We start from the raw sequence: 20,410 nt of genomic DNA, 5'->3' as shown, positions 1-20,410 counted from the left end.
GTGTCCGCCGTCCCGCGACGGCGCCGTGCTCAAGTCCAGGAGAAGAGAAGGGCGCCCGCGGCGACGTCACCGGACTCGGAGAGGTCGGAGAGCGACTCCGCGGTGGCCTCCAGCGCCACGACCGGGCAGACCGGGGACTTGCCGGCCGCCTCGACCTGCGCGGGGTCCCACCGCACGACCGGGTCACCCCGGCGCACCGTGTCTCCCTTGCCGACCAGCAGTTCAAAGCCCTCGCCGTTGAACTGCACCGTGTCGATGCCCAGATGTGTCAGCACACCGTGCCCCTCCTCGTCGACGACGACAAAGGCGTGCGGGTGCAGGGAGACGATGATGCCGTCCACGGGTGCGACGGCGGCGGACGGCTCACGCACGGGGTCAACGGCGGTGCCCGGGCCCACCATCGCACCGGAGAACACCGGATCGGGCACTGCCGCGAGTCCAATGGAACGGCCGGCGACCGGGGACGTCACGGTGGTCATGGGAAGCCTCTCGAGCGGAGATTGATCAAACGGCGCCCGCCTGGCCGTGCCAGGGGCGACGTGCTGGCAGCAGCCTAAGTCATGGACTCCAAACGGGCCGGTGCCGAATCGATTTGCTTCGCCGCGACGGTGCGCTGTACTGTCGAACCCCTGCCCACGAGGGAGCACCGGCGGACTGGCCGTGCGGAGTGGGCAGCACCTTTCAACTCTTTGCCATGGCAAGCGACTTCCCTTCTCCGCATGTCCTCGGACAGTGGTCGGAGAGAGTCGGAACCACTGGTAGGGTTGGGAACACCGAAGGGAAGCGCCCGGAGGGCCCGGAGACGGGGCCGAAGGAAGCGTCCGTTCCTTGAGAACTCAACAGCGTGCCAAAAGTCAACGCCAGATATGTTGATACCCCGTCCGGGCGGCAGATTCAGGTTTGCTGCCGGGATGAGGTTCCTTTGAAGCAAGTCCTCCCGTGCCATCGAGTGTGGTGGCGGTCGGGAGGCGATTTTACAGCGAGGACGCTGTGCGCGGTCCGGATTATTCCTCCGGGCTGCGCCGCTCTTGCGTGAAGCATTCACGGAGAGTTTGATCCTGGCTCAGGACGAACGCTGGCGGCGTGCTTAACACATGCAAGTCGAACGATGAACCTCTTCGGAGGGGATTAGTGGCGAACGGGTGAGTAACACGTGGGCAATCTGCCCTGCACTCTGGGACAAGCCCTGGAAACGGGGTCTAATACCGGATACGACCATCTCGGGCATCCGATGGTGGTGGAAAGCTCCGGCGGTGCAGGATGAGCCCGCGGCCTATCAGCTTGTTGGTGGGGTGATGGCCTACCAAGGCGACGACGGGTAGCCGGCCTGAGAGGGCGACCGGCCACACTGGGACTGAGACACGGCCCAGACTCCTACGGGAGGCAGCAGTGGGGAATATTGCACAATGGGCGGAAGCCTGATGCAGCGACGCCGCGTGAGGGATGACGGCCTTCGGGTTGTAAACCTCTTTCAGCAGGGAAGAAGCGCAAGTGACGGTACCTGCAGAAGAAGCACCGGCTAACTACGTGCCAGCAGCCGCGGTAATACGTAGGGTGCGAGCGTTGTCCGGAATTATTGGGCGTAAAGAGCTCGTAGGCGGCTTGTCGCGTCGGATGTGAAAGCCCGGGGCTTAACCCCGGGTCTGCATTCGATACGGGCAGGCTAGAGTTCGGTAGGGGAGATCGGAATTCCTGGTGTAGCGGTGAAATGCGCAGATATCAGGAGGAACACCGGTGGCGAAGGCGGATCTCTGGGCCGATACTGACGCTGAGGAGCGAAAGCGTGGGGAGCGAACAGGATTAGATACCCTGGTAGTCCACGCCGTAAACGTTGGGAACTAGGTGTGGGCGACATTCCACGTCGTCCGTGCCGCAGCTAACGCATTAAGTTCCCCGCCTGGGGAGTACGGCCGCAAGGCTAAAACTCAAAGGAATTGACGGGGGCCCGCACAAGCGGCGGAGCATGTGGCTTAATTCGACGCAACGCGAAGAACCTTACCAAGGCTTGACATACACCGGAAAGCCGTAGAGATACGGCCCCCTTGTGGTCGGTGTACAGGTGGTGCATGGCTGTCGTCAGCTCGTGTCGTGAGATGTTGGGTTAAGTCCCGCAACGAGCGCAACCCTTGTTCTGTGTTGCCAGCATGCCTTTCGGGGTGATGGGGACTCACAGGAGACTGCCGGGGTCAACTCGGAGGAAGGTGGGGACGACGTCAAGTCATCATGCCCCTTATGTCTTGGGCTGCACACGTGCTACAATGGCCGGTACAATGAGCTGCGATACCGCGAGGTGGAGCGAATCTCAAAAAGCCGGTCTCAGTTCGGATTGGGGTCTGCAACTCGACCCCATGAAGTCGGAGTCGCTAGTAATCGCAGATCAGCATTGCTGCGGTGAATACGTTCCCGGGCCTTGTACACACCGCCCGTCACGTCACGAAAGTCGGTAACACCCGAAGCCGGTGGCCCAACCCGTAAGGGAGGGAATCGTCGAAGGTGGGACTGGCGATTGGGACGAAGTCGTAACAAGGTAGCCGTACCGGAAGGTGCGGCTGGATCACCTCCTTTCTAAGGAGCACTTCTCACCCGGTTCTGCCGGTCAGAGGCCAGAACACCGGCGAATGTCCGGTGCTGGTTGCTCATGGGTGGAACGTTGACTATTCGGCACGGCGGTTGGACCAGTACTGCTCTGCTTCGGCGGGGTGTGGAACGCGGGTGACGGGTCGGCCGGGCGCGCTGTTGGGTGTCTGAGGGCACGGGCTGTGAAGCTTGTGTCTTCGGTTGCCGGTCCCGGTGACTCACGGTTGGGTGGGTGGCGGGTGGCTGGTCGTTGTTTGAGAACTGCACAGTGGACGCGAGCATCTGTGGCCAAGTTTTTAAGGGCGCACGGTGGATGCCTTGGTACCAGGAACCGATGAAGGACGTGGGAGGCCGCGATAGGCCCCGGGGAGCTGTCAACCGAGCTTTGATCCGGGGGTGTCCGAATGGGGAAACCCGGCAGTCGTCATGGGCTGTCACCCATACCTGAACACATAGGGTATGTGGAGGGAACGCGGGGAAGTGAAACATCTCAGTACCCGCAGGAAGAGAAAACAACCGTGATTCCGGGAGTAGTGGCGAGCGAAACCGGATGAGGCCAAACCGTAGGCGTGTGATACCCGGCAGGGGTTGCGCTTACGGGGTTGTGGGATCGTACTTCGATGGTCTGCCGGCCATCGGGCGAGTCAGAAATTGTTGGTGTAGGCGAAGGGCATGCGAAAGGCCCGGCGTAGAGGGTAAGACCCCCGTAGCCGAAATGTCAGCAACTTGCTTGTGCGACACCCAAGTAGCACGGGGCCCGAGAAATCCCGTGTGAATCTGGCGGGACCACCCGCTAAGCCTAAATATTCCCTGGTGACCGATAGCGGATAGTACCGTGAGGGAATGGTGAAAAGTACCGCGGGAGCGGAGTGAAATAGTACCTGAAACCGTGTGCCTACAAGCCGTGGGAGCGTCGCGCATCGGATTTGTCCGGTGCGTCGTGACTGCGTGCCTTTTGAAGAATGAGCCTGCGAGTTTGCGGTGTGTTGCGAGGTTAACCCGTGTGGGGAAGCCGTAGCGAAAGCGAGTCCGAATAGGGCGTTTTAGTAGCGCGCTCAAGACCCGAAGCGGAGTGATCTAGCCATGGGCAGGTTGAAGCGCGGGTAAGACCGTGTGGAGGACCGAACCCACCAGGGTTGAAAACCTGGGGGATGACCTGTGGTTAGGGGTGAAAGGCCAATCAAACTCCGTGATAGCTGGTTCTCCCCGAAATGCATTTAGGTGCAGCGTCGTGTGTTTCTTGCCGGAGGTAGAGCACTGGATAGGCGATGGGCCCTACCGGGTTACTGACCTTAGCCAAACTCCGAATGCCGGTAAGTGAGAGCGCGGCAGTGAGACTGTGGGGGATAAGCTCCATGGTCGAGAGGGAAACAGCCCAGAGCATCGACTAAGGCCCCTAAGCGTACGCTAAGTGGGAAAGGATGTGGAGTCGCAGAGACAACCAGGAGGTTGGCTTAGAAGCAGCCATCCTTGAAAGAGTGCGTAATAGCTCACTGGTCAAGTGATTCCGCGCCGACAATGTAGCGGGGCTCAAGCGTACCGCCGAAGTCGTGTCATTCCAGCATGAGGTCCAACGACCGTTGGGATGGGTAGGGGAGCGTCGTGTGCCGGGTGAAGCCGCGCCGGAAGGCAGTGGTGGACGGTTCACGAGTGAGAATGCAGGCATGAGTAGCGATACACACGTGGGAAACGTGTGCGCCGATTGACTAAGGGTTCCTGGGTCAAGCTGATCTGCCCAGGGTAAGTCGGGACCTAAGGCGAGGCCGACAGGCGTAGTCGATGGACAACCGGTTGATATTCCGGTACCCGCTTTGAAGCGCCAGCGCTGAACCTTCTGATGCTAAGTCCGTGAAGCCGCCGGCTGAGTCTTCGGACGAGGTCGGAGTGGTGGAGCCGACGACCCGAGGGGGTAGTAGGTGAGTGATGGGGTGACGCAGGAAGGTAGTCCAGCCCGGGCGGTGGTTGTCCCGGGGTAAGGGTGTAGCCCGGAGGGTAGGTAAATCCGTCCTCCGCGTAAGGGTGAGACCTGATGCCGAGCCGATTGTGGTGAAGTGGATGATCCTATGCTGTCGAGAAAAGCCTCTAGCGAGTTTCATGGCGGCCCGTACCCTAAACCGACTCAGGTGGTCAGGTAGAGAATACCGAGGCGTTCGGGTGAACTATGGTTAAGGAACTCGGCAAAATGCCCCCGTAACTTCGGGAGAAGGGGGGCCATTGCTGGTGATCACCCTTGCGGTGTGAGCTGGTGGTGGCCGCAGAGACCAGCGAGAAGCGACTGTTTACTAAAAACACAGGTCCGTGCGAAGCCGTAAGGCGATGTATACGGACTGACGCCTGCCCGGTGCTGGAACGTTAAGGGGACCGGTTAGTGCGCTTTCGGGTGTGCGAAGCTGAGAACTTAAGCGCCAGTAAACGGCGGTGGTAACTATAACCATCCTAAGGTAGCGAAATTCCTTGTCGGGTAAGTTCCGACCTGCACGAATGGCGTAACGACTTCTCGACTGTCTCAACCATAGGCCCGGTGAAATTGCACTACGAGTAAAGATGCTCGTTTCGCGCAGCAGGACGGAAAGACCCCGGGACCTTTACTACAGCTTGATATTGGTGTTCGGTTCGGCTTGTGTAGGATAGGTGGGAGACTGTGAAGCCCGGACGCTAGTTCGGGTGGAGTCGTCGTTGAAATACCACTCTGGTCGTGCTGGATGTCTAACCTGGGTCCGTGATCCGGATCAGGGACAGTGTCTGGTGGGTAGTTTAACTGGGGCGGTTGCCTCCTAAAGGGTAACGGAGGCGCCCAAAGGTTCCCTCAGCCTGGTTGGTAATCAGGTGTTGAGTGTAAGTGCACAAGGGAGCTTGACTGTGAGACCGACGGGTCGAGCAGGGACGAAAGTCGGGACTAGTGATCCGGCGGTGGCTTGTGGAAGCGCCGTCGCTCAACGGATAAAAGGTACCCCGGGGATAACAGGCTGATCTTCCCCAAGAGTCCATATCGACGGGATGGTTTGGCACCTCGATGTCGGCTCGTCGCATCCTGGGGCTGGAGTCGGTCCCAAGGGTTGGGCTGTTCGCCCATTAAAGCGGTACGCGAGCTGGGTTTAGAACGTCGTGAGACAGTTCGGTCCCTATCCGCTGTGCGCGTAGGAGTCTTGAGAAGGGCTGTCCCTAGTACGAGAGGACCGGGACGGACGAACCTCTGGTGTGCCAGTTGTCCTGCCAAGGGCATGGCTGGTTGGCTACGTTCGGGAGGGATAACCGCTGAAAGCATCTAAGCGGGAAGCCTGCTTCGAGATGAGGACTCCCACCTCCTTTGAGGGGTTAAGGCTCCCAGTAGACGACTGGGTTGATAGGCCAGATATGGAAGCGCCGTGAGGTGTGGAGTTGACTGGTACTAATAGGCCGAGGGCTTGTCCTCAGGTGCTCGCGTCCACTGTGTTGGTTCTGAAACAACGAACTGTGTTGCCGTCCGGTTCGTATAGTTTCATAGTGTTTCGGTGGTTATAGCGTGAGGGAAACGCCCGGTTACATTCCGAACCCGGAAGCTAAGCCTTTCAGCGCCGATGGTACTGCAGGGGGGACCCTGTGGGAGAGTAGGACGCCGCCGAACTCCTTGTGAAGCCGGGTTTCCCGGGTCTTGACCGGCCCGGGAAACCCGGCTTTTCTGCGTGTCCGGATCGCCCGCCGACCCTCTGCGGTCGCCGGCCGCGCACACCGGTAAGGTCGGGGAGCATCGTCGAGAACGTCCTTCCGGGAGGCCACGGGTGGAGGTCCAGGAGACAAGGGTCCAGACAGACCGTGTCCTCACCATCCCGAACATTCTCAGCATGGCCCGCCTGCTGGGCGTGCCCCTCTTCCTGTGGCTGATTCTGCTGCCGGAGTTCGGAGGGCCCAAAGCCGACGGATGGGCCCTGCTCGTCCTCGCCCTGAGCGGCGTCAGCGACTACCTGGACGGCAAGCTCGCCCGCCGCTGGAACCAGATCAGCAGCCTGGGACGGATCCTCGACCCGGCGGCCGACCGCCTGTACATCCTCACGACCATCGTCGGCCTGACGTGGCGCGACATCATCCCGCTCTGGCTGACCGCGGCGCTCCTCGCGCGGGACCTCATCCTGCTGGTGATGGTGGGCATCCTCCGCCGGCACGGCTATCCGCCGCCCCAGGTCAACTTTCTCGGCAAGGCGGCGACGTTCAACCTCATGTACGCCTTCCCGTTGCTGCTGCTGAGTGACGGAAGCGGATGGCTTCCGCAGCTCGCTGCTATTTTCGGATGGGCGTTCGCGGGATGGGGTACAACTCTCTACTGGTGGGCAGGAACTCTCTATGTGGTTCAGGTCCGCCGACTCGTGAAGGCGGATACCTCGACCGACTGAGCCTGCCCCGACGCCGTGGCCCTGGCCGAACGCAGGGTTTCCGCGTTCCAGTGCGGTGGGTCCACCCCGACGGACCGGCCGAGCTCGGTCGGTGTGACCGTCGTCTCTTCAAGGAGGACGCTTCCGACATGAAGGCCGTCGTGATGGCCGGCGGTGAAGGCACACGCCTTCGCCCCATGACCTCAAGCATGCCCAAGCCACTGCTGCCGGTGGCGAACCGGCCAATCATGGAGCATGTTCTGAGGCTGCTCAAGCGGCACGGGCTGAGCGAGACCGTGGTGACGGTGCAGTTTCTCGCCTCCCTCGTCAAGAACTACTTCGGTGACGGGGAAGAGCTCGGAATGGAGCTCACTTATGCCAACGAGGAAAAGCCCCTCGGTACTGCCGGCAGCGTCAAGAACGCCGAGGAAGCCCTCAAGGACGACTCCTTCCTCGTCATCTCCGGTGACGCGCTCACCGATTTCGACCTCACCGAGCTCGTCAACTTCCACAAGGAGAAGGGCGCACTCGTCACCGTCTGCCTGACCAGAGTGCCCAATCCCCTCGAATTCGGCATCACCATTGTCGACGAGGAGGGGAAGGTCGAGCGGTTCCTGGAGAAGCCGACGTGGGGGCAGGTGTTCTCGGACACCGTCAACACCGGCATTTACGTCATGGAGCCGGAGGTCTTCGACTACGTCGAGGCCGATGTCTCGGTCGACTGGTCCGGCGATGTCTTCCCGCAGCTGATGAAGGAAGGCAAGCCGATCTACGGCTACATCGCCGAGGGCTACTGGGAGGACGTCGGCACCCACGAGAGTTACGTCAAGGCACAGGCCGACGTGCTCGAGGGCAAGGTCGATGTGGACATCGACGGTTTCGAGATCTCTCCCGGTGTCTGGGTGGCCGAGGGCGCCGAGGTGAGTCCGGAGGCGGTACTGCGCGGCCCGCTCTACATCGGTGACTACGCCAAGGTGGAATCCGGGGTCGAGATCCGGGAGCACACCGTCGTCGGATCGAATGTCGTCGTGAAGAGCGGCGCCTTCCTGCACAAGGCCGTGGTCCACGACAACGTGTACATCGGCCAGCAGAGCAATCTGCGCGGCTGTGTCATCGGCAAGAACACCGACATCATGCGCGCCGCCCGGATCGAGGACGGAGCCGTGATCGGCGACGAGTGCCTCGTCGGCGAAGAATCGATTGTGCAGGGCAACGTCCGGGTCTACCCGTTCAAGACCATCGAGGCGGGCGCCTTCGTCAACACCTCGGTGATCTGGGAATCCCGCGGCCAGGCGCAGCTTTTCGGGGCCCGCGGGGTGAGCGGCATCCTCAACGTCGAGATCACCCCCGAACTGGTGGTGCGGCTCGCAGGGGCCTATGCGACCACCCTCAAGAAGGGCTCGACGGTCACCACGGCGCGCGACCACTCCCGGGGCGCCCGGGCGCTCAAGAGGGCCGTGATCTCCGCCCTCCAGACCAGCGCCATCGACGTGCGGGACCTGGAGAACGTGCCGCTGCCGGTGGCCCGTCAGCAGACCGCGCGCGGCAGCGCCGGCGGCATCATGATCCGCACGACCCCCGGGGTGCCCGACTCCGTCGACATCATGTTCTTCGACGAACGCGGCGCGGATCTCTCCCAGGCGGGGCAGCGCAAACTCGACCGGGTCTTCGCCCGCCAGGAGTACCGCCGGGCCTTCCCCGGGGAGATCGGCGATCTCCGCTTCCCGGCCAGCGTGTTCGACGCGTACACCGGTTCGCTGCTGCGTGCCGTCGACACCACGGGCGTCGCCGAGGCAGGACTCAAGATCGTGGTCGACGCCTCCAACGGCAGCGCCGGACTGGTCCTCCCCAGCCTCCTCGGGCGGCTCGGGGTCGACGCTCTGACGATCAACCCGGGCCTCGACGAGTCGCGTCCCACCGAGACGGCGGACGCCCGCCGCTCCGGCCTGGTGCGGCTCGGCGAGATCGTCGCCTCCGCCCGCGCCGCGTTCGGGGTGCGCTTCGACCCCGTCGGCGAGCGGCTGTCCCTGGTCGACGAGCGCGGACGGATCGTGGAGGACGACCGCGCCCTGCTGGTCATGCTGGATCTGGTGGCGGCCGAGCGGCGCAGCGGGCGGGTCGCGCTCCCCGTGACCACCACCAGGATCGCGGAGCAGGTCGCCGCATACCACGGCACGCAGGTGGAGTGGACGACGACGTCACCGGACGACCTGACCCGGGTCAGCCGTGCGGAGTCCACGGTCTTCGGCGGCGACGGCAGGGGCGGTTTCATCGTCCCCGAGTTCAGCAGCGTCTTCGACGGTACGGCCGCCTTCGTCCGCCTGATCGCCCTGGTCGCCCGGACTCAGCTGACGCTGAGTCAGATCGACGCGCGGATCCCGCGGGCCCATGTGCGGCGCCGGGACATCGCCACGCCGTGGGCGGTCAAGGGCCTCGTCATGCGCAGCGTGGTGGAAGCCGCCGGTGACCGGCACGTCGACACCACGGACGGTGTGCGGGTCGTGGAGGCCGACGGCCGCTGGATCATGGTCCTGCCGGACCCGGCGGAGGCGGTCACCCATCTGTGGGCCGAGGGCCCGGACGACGCCTCCGCGCAGCAGCTGCTCGACGAGTGGGCCGCGGTGGTGGACAGCGCCGGCCGCTGAGCCGTCGCCCCCGCAGGGATGCCGTGAGTGGCCCGCCGTATGCCGGCGGGCCACTCACGATCGGCCGAACCGGTGGGCCCATTCGGCGGTGGCGGCCCTCACATGCGACGATGTGCGTCATGTCGCAGCAGTCCCCCGATCGGAGCACTCCCGCGCGCCGGTCGCGCCCCGACGCGTCCATGTCGCTGCTGACGAACGTGACGGAGCACAGCCTGGACGAGGGTTACGCGGAGGCCGCCGCCCGTCGTGCGGCCGATGGCTCGGCCGGCCTGCCGAAGACCCTGCGGTCGAAGCTGGGGCTCGCGGCGGGCCTGGTGCTCGCGGCGATCGTCGTGACCGTCGGCGCCGCGCAGGCCAGGGTGGAGGCACCGGTCCGTGCCAAGGAGCGCGAGGAACTGATCAGCCGGATCGAGGAGGGGACCGAGCGGTCCGACACGCTGGAGCGGAACGTCGAGCGGCTGCGCCGGGAGGTCGGAGCCGCCCAGCGTGAGGCGCTGGAGAAGCACGGAGGAAGCCGGGAGGAGCTGACCGCGCTGCTGGCGGGGGCGACCCCGGTGCACGGCCCGGGCCTGCGACTGGTGGTGGACGACGCCGAGAGCGCGGCGGCGGGCGGCGACGGACCGCGGGAGAGCAGCAGCTTCGCCGACAGCGGGCGGGTCCGTGACCGCGACATGCAGCATGTCGTCAACGGGCTGTGGGGCGCGGGGGCCGAGGCGGTCGCGATCAACGGCCAGCGGCTCACCGCCGTCTCGGCGATCAGGAGGGCCGGCGAGGCCATCCTCGTCGACAACAGGCCGCTGGCGCCGCCGTACACGGTGCTCGCGGTGGGGAACGGGCAGCGGCTGCGCAAGGCTTTCCAGAACGGTGCCGGTGGTCAGTACCTGAAGGTGCTGCAGGAGAACTACGGCGTCCGTGCGAGCATCTCGGCGCACGAACGGGTCGACCTGCCGGCCGCGCCGAGTCTGATCATCCGAACCGCGAAACCGCTGGGCGCCGGCGGCAAGAACGCCGCCGACACAGGGAAGGGCATATCGTGATCGCCGTACTGGGCCTCGTCGTGGGCGTCGTGGTCGGACTGCTGGTCCGGCCGGAGGTTCCGGCGGTGGTGGAGCCGTATCTGCCCATCGCCGTGGTGGCCGCGCTGGACGCGGTGTTCGGCGGTCTGCGGGCGATGCTGGACGGCATCTTCGACGACAAGGTCTTCGTGGTGTCGTTCCTTTCGAACGTGGTGGTGGCCGCTTTGATCGTCTTCCTCGGTGACAAGCTGGGTGTCGGGGCGCAGTTGTCCACCGGTGTCGTGGTGGTGCTCGGCATCCGGATCTTCTCCAACGCCGCCGCCATCCGCCGGCACGTCTTCCGGGCGTGAGGCCGATGAGCGACGACAGGACACCGGAGCCGGAGGACACCGGCGCGGACCGCGCCCGGACGCCGGAGGAGCGTGCGGAGCCCCGGAACGGCACGGGTGCCGCGCGGCACCCGGGGCCGGGACGGCAGCCGCTGCCCGAGGAGAAGACTCCGGCTGCCGGCGGGGAGCGCCCCGGCGGCAGCCCGGCGGCGGCCGGCGCCTCGTCCGGTGAGCCCGCACCTCCCGCACCCGCTCCCGACGCGGGAGCCGCCGTCCCGACGGCGGCGAGCCCGCGTGATGAGGAGGGGATGACGGGGCGTCAGCGGCTGCGGGCCGCTCTCTGGCCGCCACGGGTCAGCCGCGCCCAGCTGATCGTGGCGCTGCTGCTGTGCGTGCTCGGGCTGGGGCTGGCGATCCAGGTCCGTTCCACGAGCGACGCCAGCGTGCTCCGCGGCGCACGCCAGGAGGACCTCGTCCGGATCCTCGACGAGATCGGTGACCAGACCCAGCGGCTCCAGGACGAGAAGCAGCGTCTGGAGGAGCAGCGGACCGAGCTGGAGAACAGCTCGGACCAGGCGGAGGAGGCCCGCCGGCAGACGGAGCAGAAGGAGCAGCAACTCGGCGTGCTGGCCGGGACGGTGGCTGCCGAGGGCCCCGGTCTCACCATCACCGTCAGTGCTCCGCAAGGGGCCGTCGACGCGTACAAGCTGCTGGACGCCATACAGGAGCTGCGGGCCGCCGGTGCCGAGGCGATCCAGATCAACGACGTCCGGGTGGTGGCGGGCACGTTCTTCACGCAGGACGGTGACCGGGTCCGCATCGACGGGCAGCGCGTGGAGCAGCCGTTCCGGATCAGGGCGATCGGCGATCCGCAGGATCTGGAGCCCGCCCTCAACATTCCCGGCGGTGTGGTGCAGAGCCTGGAAAAGGAGCAGGCCACCGTGGCCGTCACCCGCGAGGAGAAGATCGTCGTGGACGCCTTGCGGGCGGCGGATCGGCCTGACTACGCTCGGTCGTCACCGCAGTGAGAGGCGGTCGGTCGCCGGGGCGCGGGCGGTACGCGCGAGAGGCTCGCCGGGCGCGTGCGGCTGCGGGGGGTCGGAGCACCGCGAGGGCGGTGCGTGGTGGAAACTGTCTGGTGGGCGCGGACGTTGTCTTCATGTCCGGGTCGGCACACATGGTGTGCAATGAGGTTTCGTCCTGCCCCACGGGCGGGTCTGTTTCGGTCAAGGGGAATCGCCCGTGAAGTTGTTCGGGAAGTTGTTCGGTAAGAGCGCTCGGGAAGAGTCGGGCGGTGCCCGTCACCGGGCCGGTGGCGCGGAGGAGGGCGGCGCGCGGCAGGCGGAGCGGCCGCTGTTCCGTGACGAGGTGGCGGGGGCCGAGGGGGGCAGCGGCGCGTCCTCTGTTGACCCTGCCGCGTCCGGACGCATAGGTTCATCAACCTCAAGTGCGGGTGGAGAGTTCGGCTCCGGCCCGTACGCGTCCCAGGCCCCCGGTGGGCCGTCGCAGCAGGAGGCACAGTCCATGTCGGCCTTGCCGGTTTGTACGAGGTGCGGGCACCGGAACGCGGAGGCCAGCCGCTTCTGCTCCAACTGCGGTGCTCCGCTGCGCGGCGCGCCGTCGGAGCGGCCCTCCGAGACCACCTCGACGATCTCGATCTCGGGCCTGGAGGCCTACGAGGCGGAGGCCACCGGCCAGACCGCGCCGCCGCTCTCGCCGGAGGCCCAGGCCGCCGTCGACGCCCTGCCGCCGGGTTCGGCGCTGCTGGTCGTCCGGCGCGGCCCGAACTCCGGAAGCCGCTTCCTGCTGGACGGCGAGCTGACCACGGCCGGCCGCCACCCGCAGAGTGACATCTTCCTGGACGACGTGACCGTCTCCCGGCGCCACGTGGAGTTCCGCCGCGGTCCGGACGGCGGCTTCACCGTGGCCGATGTCGGCAGCCTCAACGGCACCTACGTCAACCGCGAGCGCATCGACTCGGTTCCGCTGACCAACGGTGACGAGGTGCAGATCGGCAAGTACCGGCTGGTCTTCTACGCGAGCCAGCGGAGCATCTGACCGCAGGGAAAGGCCCATGCGCCAGACACCGTCGGGCGGCGCCGGCTCCGGCGCCGCCCCCGACAGCCGTTTGCTCAGCATCGGCCGGGTGCTGGGCCTCCTCCGGGACGAGTTTCCGGAGATCACCATCTCCAAGATCCGGTTCCTGGAGGCGGAGGGCCTGGTCGAGCCGCGGCGCACGCCGTCGGGCTACCGCAAGTTCAGCCCGGACGACGTCGAACGGCTCGCGCGGGTCCTGCGGATGCAGCGCGACCACTACCTGCCGCTCAAGGTGATCCGCGAGCAGCTGGACGCCCTGGAGCGGGGCGAGCGGCCGGACGTCCCCGCGCCCGGCCGGGCCCGGGACCTGCTGGACGGTGTGCTGGACCCCGGGGACGCGGACCCGGCTCCCGCCCGGACCGATCGCGCCGGGCTGCTGGCCGGGGCCGGGGTGGAGGAGCGGGACCTGGCCGAGTGGGAGTCGTACGGCCTGATCTCGCCGCTGGAGGACGGGAGCTACGGCCCCGACGCCGTCACGATCGCCGGGCTGCTCGGGGAGATCGGCCGCTTCGGTCTGGAGCCCCGGCATCTGCGGGTCATGAAGGCGGCCGCGGACCGTGAGGCCGGCCTGGTGGAACAGGTCGTCTCGCCGCTGAGGCGGCACCGCAACCCCCAGACGCGCGCCCACGCCGAATCCACCGCGCGCGAGCTGGCGACCCTCTCGCTGCGGCTCCACGCGGCCCTGGTGCAGTCGTCGCTCGGGGTGCGTCTGCGCTGACTCCGCGCTTCCGAGGGGTGCCCGACTACCCAAAACGGCCGGGCAGGTCCTAGGGTTGCTGTGTGAACGAGCTCGACGTTGTGGGTGTCCGGGTGGAAATGCCCTCCAACCAACCGATCGTGCTCCTGCGTGAGGTGGGAGGCGACCGGTACCTTCCCATCTGGATCGGGCCGGGGGAGGCGACCGCGATCGCCTTCGCCCAGCAGGGCATGGCCCCGGCCAGACCGCTGACGCACGACCTGTTCAAGGACGTGCTCGAAGCGGTGGGCCAGGAGCTGACCCAGGTCCGCATCACGGATCTGCGGGAGGGTGTCTTCTACGCGGAGCTGGTCTTCGCGAGCGGTGTCGAGGTGAGCGCCCGCCCGTCCGACGCCATAGCGCTCGCCCTGCGCACCGGTACCCCGATCTACGGCAGTGACGGGGTGCTGGACGACGCCGGTATCGCCATCCCGGACGAGCAGGAGGACGAGGTGGAGAAGTTCCGCGAGTTCCTCGACCAGATCTCGCCGGAGGACTTCGGTACCAGCAGCCAGTGACGCGGGCGGGAGCACTCCGCAACCGCCCGCCGCGCATTCGCCGAGCCGTTCCCCGTCCGCGGTTACGGAAAACCACCCCAGGGGTGATTATCACCCGGCGTGCCGAGCGCGGCGATCGTTGACGCACCCCCGGTGACTGCCTACCGTCGACAAGGCAGGTCAAGGACGGAGGTCGGCGTGAGCAGCACCGGCGACGGTACAGCGGCGGGCAGTCCCATTCCGCTCCACGCGGGTGGCTCCGCCCCCATTCAGAAGACCGCCGCGACGGGTCCCGTGACACCCCCCGGCCGGCCTTCCGAGAACGTCGGCTACCGCGGCCCCACGGCCTGCGCGGCCGCGGGCATCACCTACCGGCAGCTCGACTACTGGGCCCGCACGGGGCTGGTGGAGCCGAGTGTGCGCTCCGCCCACGGCTCGGGCGGTCAGCGGCTCTACAGCATCGAGGACGTCGTCGTCCTCAAGATCGTCAAGCGGTTCCTGGACACCGGTGTCTCCCTCCAGAACATCCGGGCGGCGGTGCGCCATCTGCGCACCCGTGAGCGGGCCGACCTGGCCCGGATGACGCTGATGAGCGACGGTGCGACGGTCCACGAGTGCTCCTCCCCGGACGAGGTCGTCGGCCTCCTGCAGGGCGGCCAGGGCATGTTCGGCATCGCCGTCGGTGTGGTCTGGCGCGATGTGGAGAGCGCGCTGCAGCAGCTGCACGGGGAGCGGGTGGACACGGGGGAGACCCTGATCGGGCACCATCCCGGTGACGAACTGGCCCGCCGCCGGAACCGCGCCGGCTGAGACCGGCCCGGGCGCGCCTCCCCGGTGGCGGCGCGGCCGCCGCAGCCGTTGTCGGTGCCGTAGGGCAGCATCGGTGCCGTGAGACCGGTTCCGACGATCCTGCATCTGGACATGGACGCCTTCTTCGCCTCGGCGGAGCAGGCGTCCAAGCCCAGTCTGCGCGGAAAGCCGGTCGTCGTCGGCGGTCTCGGGCCGCGCGGCGTCGTCGCCACCGCCTCCTACGAGGCGCGGGTCTTCGGTGTCCACTCGGCCATGTCGACGGCCCAGGCCCGTCGGCTCTGCCCCAACGCCGCCTATCTGACGCCCCGCTTCTCGCTGTACCGCCAGGTGAGCGAGGCGGTCATGGAGCTGCTGCGGGAGCTGTCGCCGCTGGTCGAGCCGCTCAGCCTGGACGAGGCCTTCGTGGACCTGGCGGCGGGACCGGCGCCCCCGGCGACCGCCTCCGCGGCCCGGGAGGCCGGCGAGCGGCTGCGGACCGCGATCCGCGCGCGGACCTCGCTCACCGGCTCGGTCGGCCTGGCCGGGTCCAAGATGCTCGCCAAGATGGCGTCCGAGCAGGCGAAGCCGGACGGCCTCGTGGTGATCGAGCCGGGTACGGAACGCGAACTGCTGGCGCCGATGCCGGTCCGGGTGCTGCCCGGTGTCGGGCCCGCCACCGCCGAGCAGCTCCGCCGGGCGGGCATCGGCACCGTCGAGGAGATGGCCGGGGCGGGGGAGGCCGAGCTGGTGCGGCTGCTGGGCAAGGCGCACGGCGGCTCGCTGTACGCCCTCGCCACCGGCCGGGACGACCGCCCGGTGGTGGCCGAGCGGGACAGCAAGTCCGTCTCCGTGGAGGACACCTTCGACGTGGACCTGCACGACCGGACCCGGGTGTACGGGGAGGTGATGCGGCTGGCCGGCCGGTGTGTCACCCGGCTGCGGGCCGCCGGCCGGTCCGGGCGCACGGTCGTCCTCAAGGTCCGGCGCTACGACTTCTCCACGCTGACCCGCTCGGAGACCCTGCGCGGTCCCACCGACGATCCGGGGGTGGTGCGCGAGGCGGCGGTGCGGCTGCTCGACGGGGTGGACACCACCGGCGGGGTGCGGCTGCTCGGCGTCGGCGTCACGGGGCTGGCGGACTTCACCCAGGAGGATCTCTTCGCGCAGGCCGCGCTGGAGGGCACCGCCCCGGCGGCCCCGGCCGTCCGCGCACGGACAGGACCGGGCGGGGACGAGGACGCGGAGGCGGGCACGCGGCCCGACCGGCCGGGGGAGGCCGCGGGGGAGGGCGTCGCCGCGGCGCAAGCGGCATTGGCCGGGGACGCGGGGGACGTCACAGGTGCCCGGGAGGGCTCCCGCCGGTGGCACCCCGGGCACGACGTGCGGCACGCGGAGTACGGGACCGGCTGGGTGCAGGGCAGCGGTCTGGGCCGGGTGACCGTCCGGTTCGAGCAGCCCTGGTCGGAGCCGGGCCGGGTACGGACCTTCCGCGCGGAGGATCCGGCCCTGGAACCGGCCGCGCCGCCGCCGTTGGTACGGCGGGACGGCGGCCCGGAGCCCGGCCGGAGCGGGGGCCGGGAACCCGGCCCGCCGGGCGGTCAGGCGCCGGATCCGGCGGTCCGTCCGGAGCCGTCCCGGCCGGGGGCCTCCTCGTCGCCGTCCGGGAGCTCCGCCTCCAGCCCGTAGTGGTGGTAGAGCTGGAGCTCCTGCTCCGGCGAGAGGTGGCGGCCCACCCCGAAGTCGGGCGCGTTCCGGATCAGCGACCGGCGGTAGGGCACGTACAGGGTGCCGTCGACGAACTCGCTCGGCTCCAGCGGGACGAAGGCGTCCCGGCCGAACAGGCCGGTGCGCACGGCCGCCCACTCGGGCAGTCCGGTGGCGTCGTCGAGGTACACCTCGTCCACGGTGCCGATCTTCGTGCCGTCGCTGTCGAAGGCCTTGCGGCCGATGAGGCTCCGCGGGTCGATCCCCGTGTGCACGGTCCCTCCAACTGGTCGGCGGACTTCCCCGTGGAATCCACGTAAGGCCAGATCCGGCCCGTCGGCCACTCGGGGGTCCGGTCCGGGGCCCCGCTGGTAGGCTGGCCGTGGCCGCAGATCCCGTGCGGGAGAGTCCTCCGCCCCCCGGGGCCGGGGGCGCCGAAGGAGCAAATCCTCCCCGGAATCTCTCAGGCACCCGTACCGCACGGGCGAGGTCACTCTGGAAAGCAGGGCAGGTACCGGGCCGGCTGTGCCGGAACCTTTCCTCACCGACGGTGAAAGCCGGACCGCGTGTGCGGGGTCCGGCGAAGCTCTCAGGTCGACGACAGAGGGGGAGGCCCCCGTTCGGGGTACCCGTCAGGGTGCCCCTTCGCAGGTCCGCGTCGACCAGGAGGCCTCCGCAGATGACCGCACCCCGCATGCCCCTCTCCCGGCTGGAGCGTGGCACCCCGTTCGCCCAGCGCCATATCGGCCCCGGCCGCGAGGCCCTGGACAAGATGCTCGCCCACGTGGGCTACGGCTCGCTCGACGAACTCACCGCGGCCGCCGTCCCGGACGTCATCAAGAGCACCGGGGCGGTGGCGCTGCCCGAGGCGCGCGGAGAGGCCGAGGTCCTGGACGAACTGCGGGCCCTGGCCGGGCGGAACCAGGTCCTCACCTCCATGATCGGCCTCGGCTACCACGGCACCTTCACCCCGCCGGTGATCCTGCGCAATGTCATGGAGAACCCGGCCTGGTACACCGCCTACACCCCCTACCAGCCGGAGATCTCGCAGGGCCGGCTGGAGGCGCTGCTCAACTTCCAGACGGTCGTCGCCGACCTCACCGGCCTGCCCACCGCCGGGGCCTCGCTGCTGGACGAGGCCACCGCGGCCGCGGAGGCGATGGCGCTCTCCCGCCGCGTGGGCAAGGTGAAGGACGGGGTCTTCCTGATCGACGCCGACTGCCTCCCGCAGACCATCGCCGTCATCGAGACCCGTGCCGAGCCGGCCGGGACCGAGATCGTCGTCGCCGACCTGTCCGGCGGCATCCCGGACGAGATCGCCGAGCGCGGCGTCTTCGGCGTGCTGCTGCAGTACCCGGGTGCCTCCGGGCGGATCACGGACCCGCGGGCCGTCGTCGAACGGGCGCACGAGCTGGGCGCCGTCGTCACCGTCGCCGCCGATCTGCTCGCCCTCACGCTGCTGAGCTCGCCCGGTGACCTGGGCGCCGACATCGCCGTCGGATCCACCCAGCGCTTCGGCGTCCCGATGGGCTTCGGCGGGCCGCACGCCGGCTACATGGCGGTGCGGGAGTCCTACGCCCGCAACCTGCCGGGCCGCCTGGTCGGCGTCTCCGTCGACGCGGACGGCGCACCCGCCTACCGGCTGGCCCTGCAGACCCGTGAGCAGCACATCCGCCGGGAGAAGGCGACCAGCAACATCTGCACCGCGCAGGTGCTGCTCGCGGTGATGGCCGGGATGTACGCCGTCTACCACGGGCCGGACGGGCTCGCGGACATCGCGCGCCGCACCCACCGCTACGCGGCCCTGCTCGCCGGGGGCCTGCGGGCCGGGGGGGTGGAGGTCGTCCACGGCGCGTTCTTCGACACGGTGACGGCGCGGGTGCCCGGCCGGGCCTCCGAGGTCGTCGCCGCGGCCCGCGACGCCGGGATCAACCTGCGGCTCACCGACGCCGACCACGTGGGCATCGCCTGCGACGAGACCACCGGCAGGGACGAGCTGGCCGCGGTCTGGGCCGCGTTCGGCGTCCCGGCCGGCGCCGCCTCCGTCGACGAACTGGACGCCACGGTGCCCGACGCGCTCCCCGAAGGGCTGCTGCGCACCGACGAGTACCTCGGCCACCCCGTCTTCCACGAGCACCGCTCGGAGACGGCGATGCTGCGCTATCTGCGCCGGCTCGCGGACAAGGACTACGCGCTGGACCGGGGCATGATCCCGCTCGGCTCCTGCACCATGAAGCTGAACGCGACGACCGAGATGGAGCCGGTCACCTGGCCCGGCTTCGGCGCCCTGCACCCCTTCGCCCCGGCCGAGCAGGCGGAGGGCTACCTCACCCTCATCCGGGAGCTGGAGGAGCAGCTGGCGGCCGTCACGGGCTACGACAAGGTCTCGCTGCAGCCCAACGCGGGCTCCCAGGGCGAGCTGGCCGGACTGCTCGCCGTCCGCGCCTACCACCGCGCGCGGGGCCAGGAGGAGCGCACCGTCTGCCTCATCCCGTCCTCGGCGCACGGCACCAACGCCGCCAGTGCCGTGATGGCCGGCATGCGGGTCGTCGTGGTGAGGACGGCGGAGAACGGCGAGGTCGACACCGACGACCTGCGCGCCAAGATCGAGAAGCACGGTGACGAGCTGGCCGTGCTGATGGTCACCTACCCCTCCACGCACGGGGTGTTCGAGGAGCACATCGGAGAGATCTGCGCGGCCGTGCACGACGCGGGAGGCCAGGTCTACGTGGACGGCGCCAACCTCAACGCCCTGGTCGGCCTCGCCGAGCCCGGCCGGTTCGGCGGCGACGTCTCGCACCTCAATCTGCACAAGACCTTCTGCATCCCGCACGGCGGCGGCGGGCCCGGGGTCGGCCCGGTCGCCGTGCGCTCCCACCTCGCGCCGTATCTGCCCAACCACCCGCTCCAGCCGGCGGCCGGGCCGGAGACGGGCGTCGGCCCGGTGTCGGCGGCGCCCTGGGGATCCGCGGGCATCCTGCCCATCTCCTGGGCGTACGTGCGGCTGATGGGTGCCGAGGGACTGCGGCGGGCCACGCAGGTGGCCGTGCTGAGCGCCAACTACGTCGCCAAGCGGCTGGAGCCGCACTTCCCGGTGCTCTACACCGGTCCCGGCGGGCTGGTGGCCCACGAGTGCATCATCGATCTGCGGCCGCTGACCAAGGCGACCGGGGTGAGCGTCGACGACGTCGCCAAGCGGCTGATCGACTACGGCTTCCACGCCCCCACGATGTCGTTCCCGGTGGCCGGCACGCTGATGATCGAGCCCACCGAGAGCGAGGACCTGGCCGAACTCGACCGGTTCTGCGACGCGATGATCCGTATCCGTGCGGAGATCGAACAGGTCGCCTCGGGGGGGTGGACGGCGGAGGACAACCCGCTGCGCAACGCGCCGCACACGGCGGCCGTGCTGGCGGGGGAGTGGGAGCACCCCTACAGCCGGGAGACGGCCGTGTTCCCGCCGGGGGTCGGGGCGGCGGAGAAGTACTGGCCGCCGGTCCGGCGCGTCAACAGCGCCTACGGCGACCGCAATCTGGTCTGCTCCTGCCCGCCGCTGGAGGAGTACGACTCCTGACCCCTCCGGCGCGGCGCCGGCGTGTGGCATGAACGGGGCCGGTCCGGCGATGCCGGGCCGGCCCTTGATCTCTGTACGGTTGTCGTGCGGATCTGCGCGG

Annotated in this window: 13 protein-coding genes, 3 rRNA genes and 2 riboswitches; of the genes, 14 read left to right on the top strand and 2 right to left on the bottom strand. The window is 68.2% G+C overall.

Annotated elements, in window-relative coordinates:
- Positions 1 to 29: 29 nt before the first annotated feature.
- Positions 30 to 479 (bottom strand): PTS sugar transporter subunit IIA, encoded by a 450-nt coding sequence (locus SXIN_RS01345; RefSeq protein WP_019708251.1) that lies wholly within the window; start codon positions 477 to 479, stop codon positions 30 to 32.
- Between the two features lie 561 nt (positions 480 to 1,040).
- Between SXIN_RS01345 and SXIN_RS01340 the strand changes: the two genes are divergently transcribed.
- The 13 genes from SXIN_RS01340 to SXIN_RS01280 all read left to right on the top strand — a co-directional run bounded on the left by SXIN_RS01340 (position 1,041) and on the right by SXIN_RS01280 (position 16,718).
- Positions 1,041 to 2,565, top strand: a 16S ribosomal RNA gene (locus SXIN_RS01340).
- A gap of 298 nt (positions 2,566 to 2,863) precedes the next feature.
- Positions 2,864 to 5,989: ribosomal RNA gene (locus tag SXIN_RS01335) — 23S ribosomal RNA — on the top strand.
- A 75-nt stretch (positions 5,990 to 6,064) separates the two neighbouring features.
- A 5S ribosomal RNA gene (gene rrf / locus SXIN_RS01330) occupies positions 6,065 to 6,181 on the top strand.
- The 16S, 23S and 5S rRNA genes sit together here, the layout of an rRNA operon.
- A gap of 154 nt (positions 6,182 to 6,335) precedes the next feature.
- Positions 6,336 to 6,944 carry a cardiolipin synthase ClsA gene (clsA, locus tag SXIN_RS01325; protein ID WP_019708252.1) on the top strand — a complete coding sequence of 203 codons (609 nt, stop codon included), beginning with the start codon at positions 6,336 to 6,338 and terminating at the stop codon, positions 6,942 to 6,944.
- A 128-nt stretch (positions 6,945 to 7,072) separates the two neighbouring features.
- Positions 7,073 to 9,568, top strand: a complete 2,496-nt coding sequence (locus tag SXIN_RS01320; protein WP_019708253.1) for a mannose-1-phosphate guanyltransferase — start codon at positions 7,073 to 7,075, stop codon at positions 9,566 to 9,568.
- 119 nt (positions 9,569 to 9,687) lie between these two features.
- The gene (locus SXIN_RS01315) at positions 9,688 to 10,605 is read left to right on the top strand and encodes a DUF881 domain-containing protein (RefSeq protein ID WP_095756445.1); all 918 of its coding nucleotides are present in this window, start codon (positions 9,688 to 9,690) and stop codon (positions 10,603 to 10,605) included.
- Entirely contained in the window at positions 10,602 to 10,934 is a 333-nt protein-coding gene (locus SXIN_RS01310) for a small basic family protein (RefSeq protein WP_019708255.1), read from the top strand. The genes SXIN_RS01315 and SXIN_RS01310 overlap by 4 nt, the downstream gene beginning before the upstream one ends.
- A gap of 5 nt (positions 10,935 to 10,939) precedes the next feature.
- Positions 10,940 to 11,941 carry a DUF881 domain-containing protein gene (locus SXIN_RS01305; protein ID WP_095756444.1) on the top strand — a complete coding sequence of 334 codons (1,002 nt, stop codon included), beginning with the start codon at positions 10,940 to 10,942 and terminating at the stop codon, positions 11,939 to 11,941.
- Between the two features lie 172 nt (positions 11,942 to 12,113).
- A complete protein-coding gene (locus tag SXIN_RS32975) occupies positions 12,114 to 12,971 on the top strand; it encodes an FHA domain-containing protein (RefSeq protein WP_095756443.1) in 858 nt (285 codons plus the stop codon).
- A gap of 16 nt (positions 12,972 to 12,987) precedes the next feature.
- A complete protein-coding gene (gene ftsR, locus SXIN_RS01295) occupies positions 12,988 to 13,728 on the top strand; it encodes a transcriptional regulator FtsR (RefSeq protein WP_019708258.1) in 741 nt (246 codons plus the stop codon).
- A 62-nt stretch (positions 13,729 to 13,790) separates the two neighbouring features.
- The gene (locus tag SXIN_RS01290) at positions 13,791 to 14,264 is read left to right on the top strand and encodes a bifunctional nuclease family protein (RefSeq protein ID WP_039820899.1); all 474 of its coding nucleotides are present in this window, start codon (positions 13,791 to 13,793) and stop codon (positions 14,262 to 14,264) included.
- A 177-nt stretch (positions 14,265 to 14,441) separates the two neighbouring features.
- Positions 14,442 to 15,053, top strand: a complete 612-nt coding sequence (locus SXIN_RS01285; protein ID WP_019708260.1) for a MerR family transcriptional regulator — start codon at positions 14,442 to 14,444, stop codon at positions 15,051 to 15,053.
- A 78-nt stretch (positions 15,054 to 15,131) separates the two neighbouring features.
- Positions 15,132 to 16,718, top strand: coding sequence for a DNA polymerase IV (locus SXIN_RS01280; protein ID WP_095756442.1), 1,587 nt, complete (start codon positions 15,132 to 15,134; stop codon positions 16,716 to 16,718).
- Here SXIN_RS01280 and SXIN_RS01275 read toward each other — a convergent pair.
- Positions 16,631 to 17,011 (bottom strand): PRC-barrel domain-containing protein, encoded by a 381-nt coding sequence (locus tag SXIN_RS01275; protein WP_019708262.1) that lies wholly within the window; start codon positions 17,009 to 17,011, stop codon positions 16,631 to 16,633. The genes SXIN_RS01280 and SXIN_RS01275 overlap by 88 nt on opposite strands.
- Positions 17,012 to 17,126: 115 nt before the next feature.
- Positions 17,127 to 17,225, top strand: a riboswitch (glycine riboswitch).
- A riboswitch (glycine riboswitch) is annotated at positions 17,226 to 17,350 on the top strand.
- A gap of 65 nt (positions 17,351 to 17,415) precedes the next feature.
- Here SXIN_RS01275 and gcvP point away from each other — a divergent pair.
- Entirely contained in the window at positions 17,416 to 20,310 is a 2,895-nt protein-coding gene (gene gcvP, locus SXIN_RS01270; RefSeq protein WP_019708263.1) for an aminomethyl-transferring glycine dehydrogenase, read from the top strand.
- The last annotated feature ends 100 nt before the right edge of the window (positions 20,311 to 20,410 follow it).

Source organism: Streptomyces xinghaiensis S187 (assembly GCF_000220705.2).
GTDB lineage: Bacteria > Actinomycetota > Actinomycetes > Streptomycetales > Streptomycetaceae > Streptomyces > Streptomyces xinghaiensis.
Note: the sequence above shows the minus strand (reverse complement) of the source record. Positions and strands in the feature narration are given on the sequence as shown.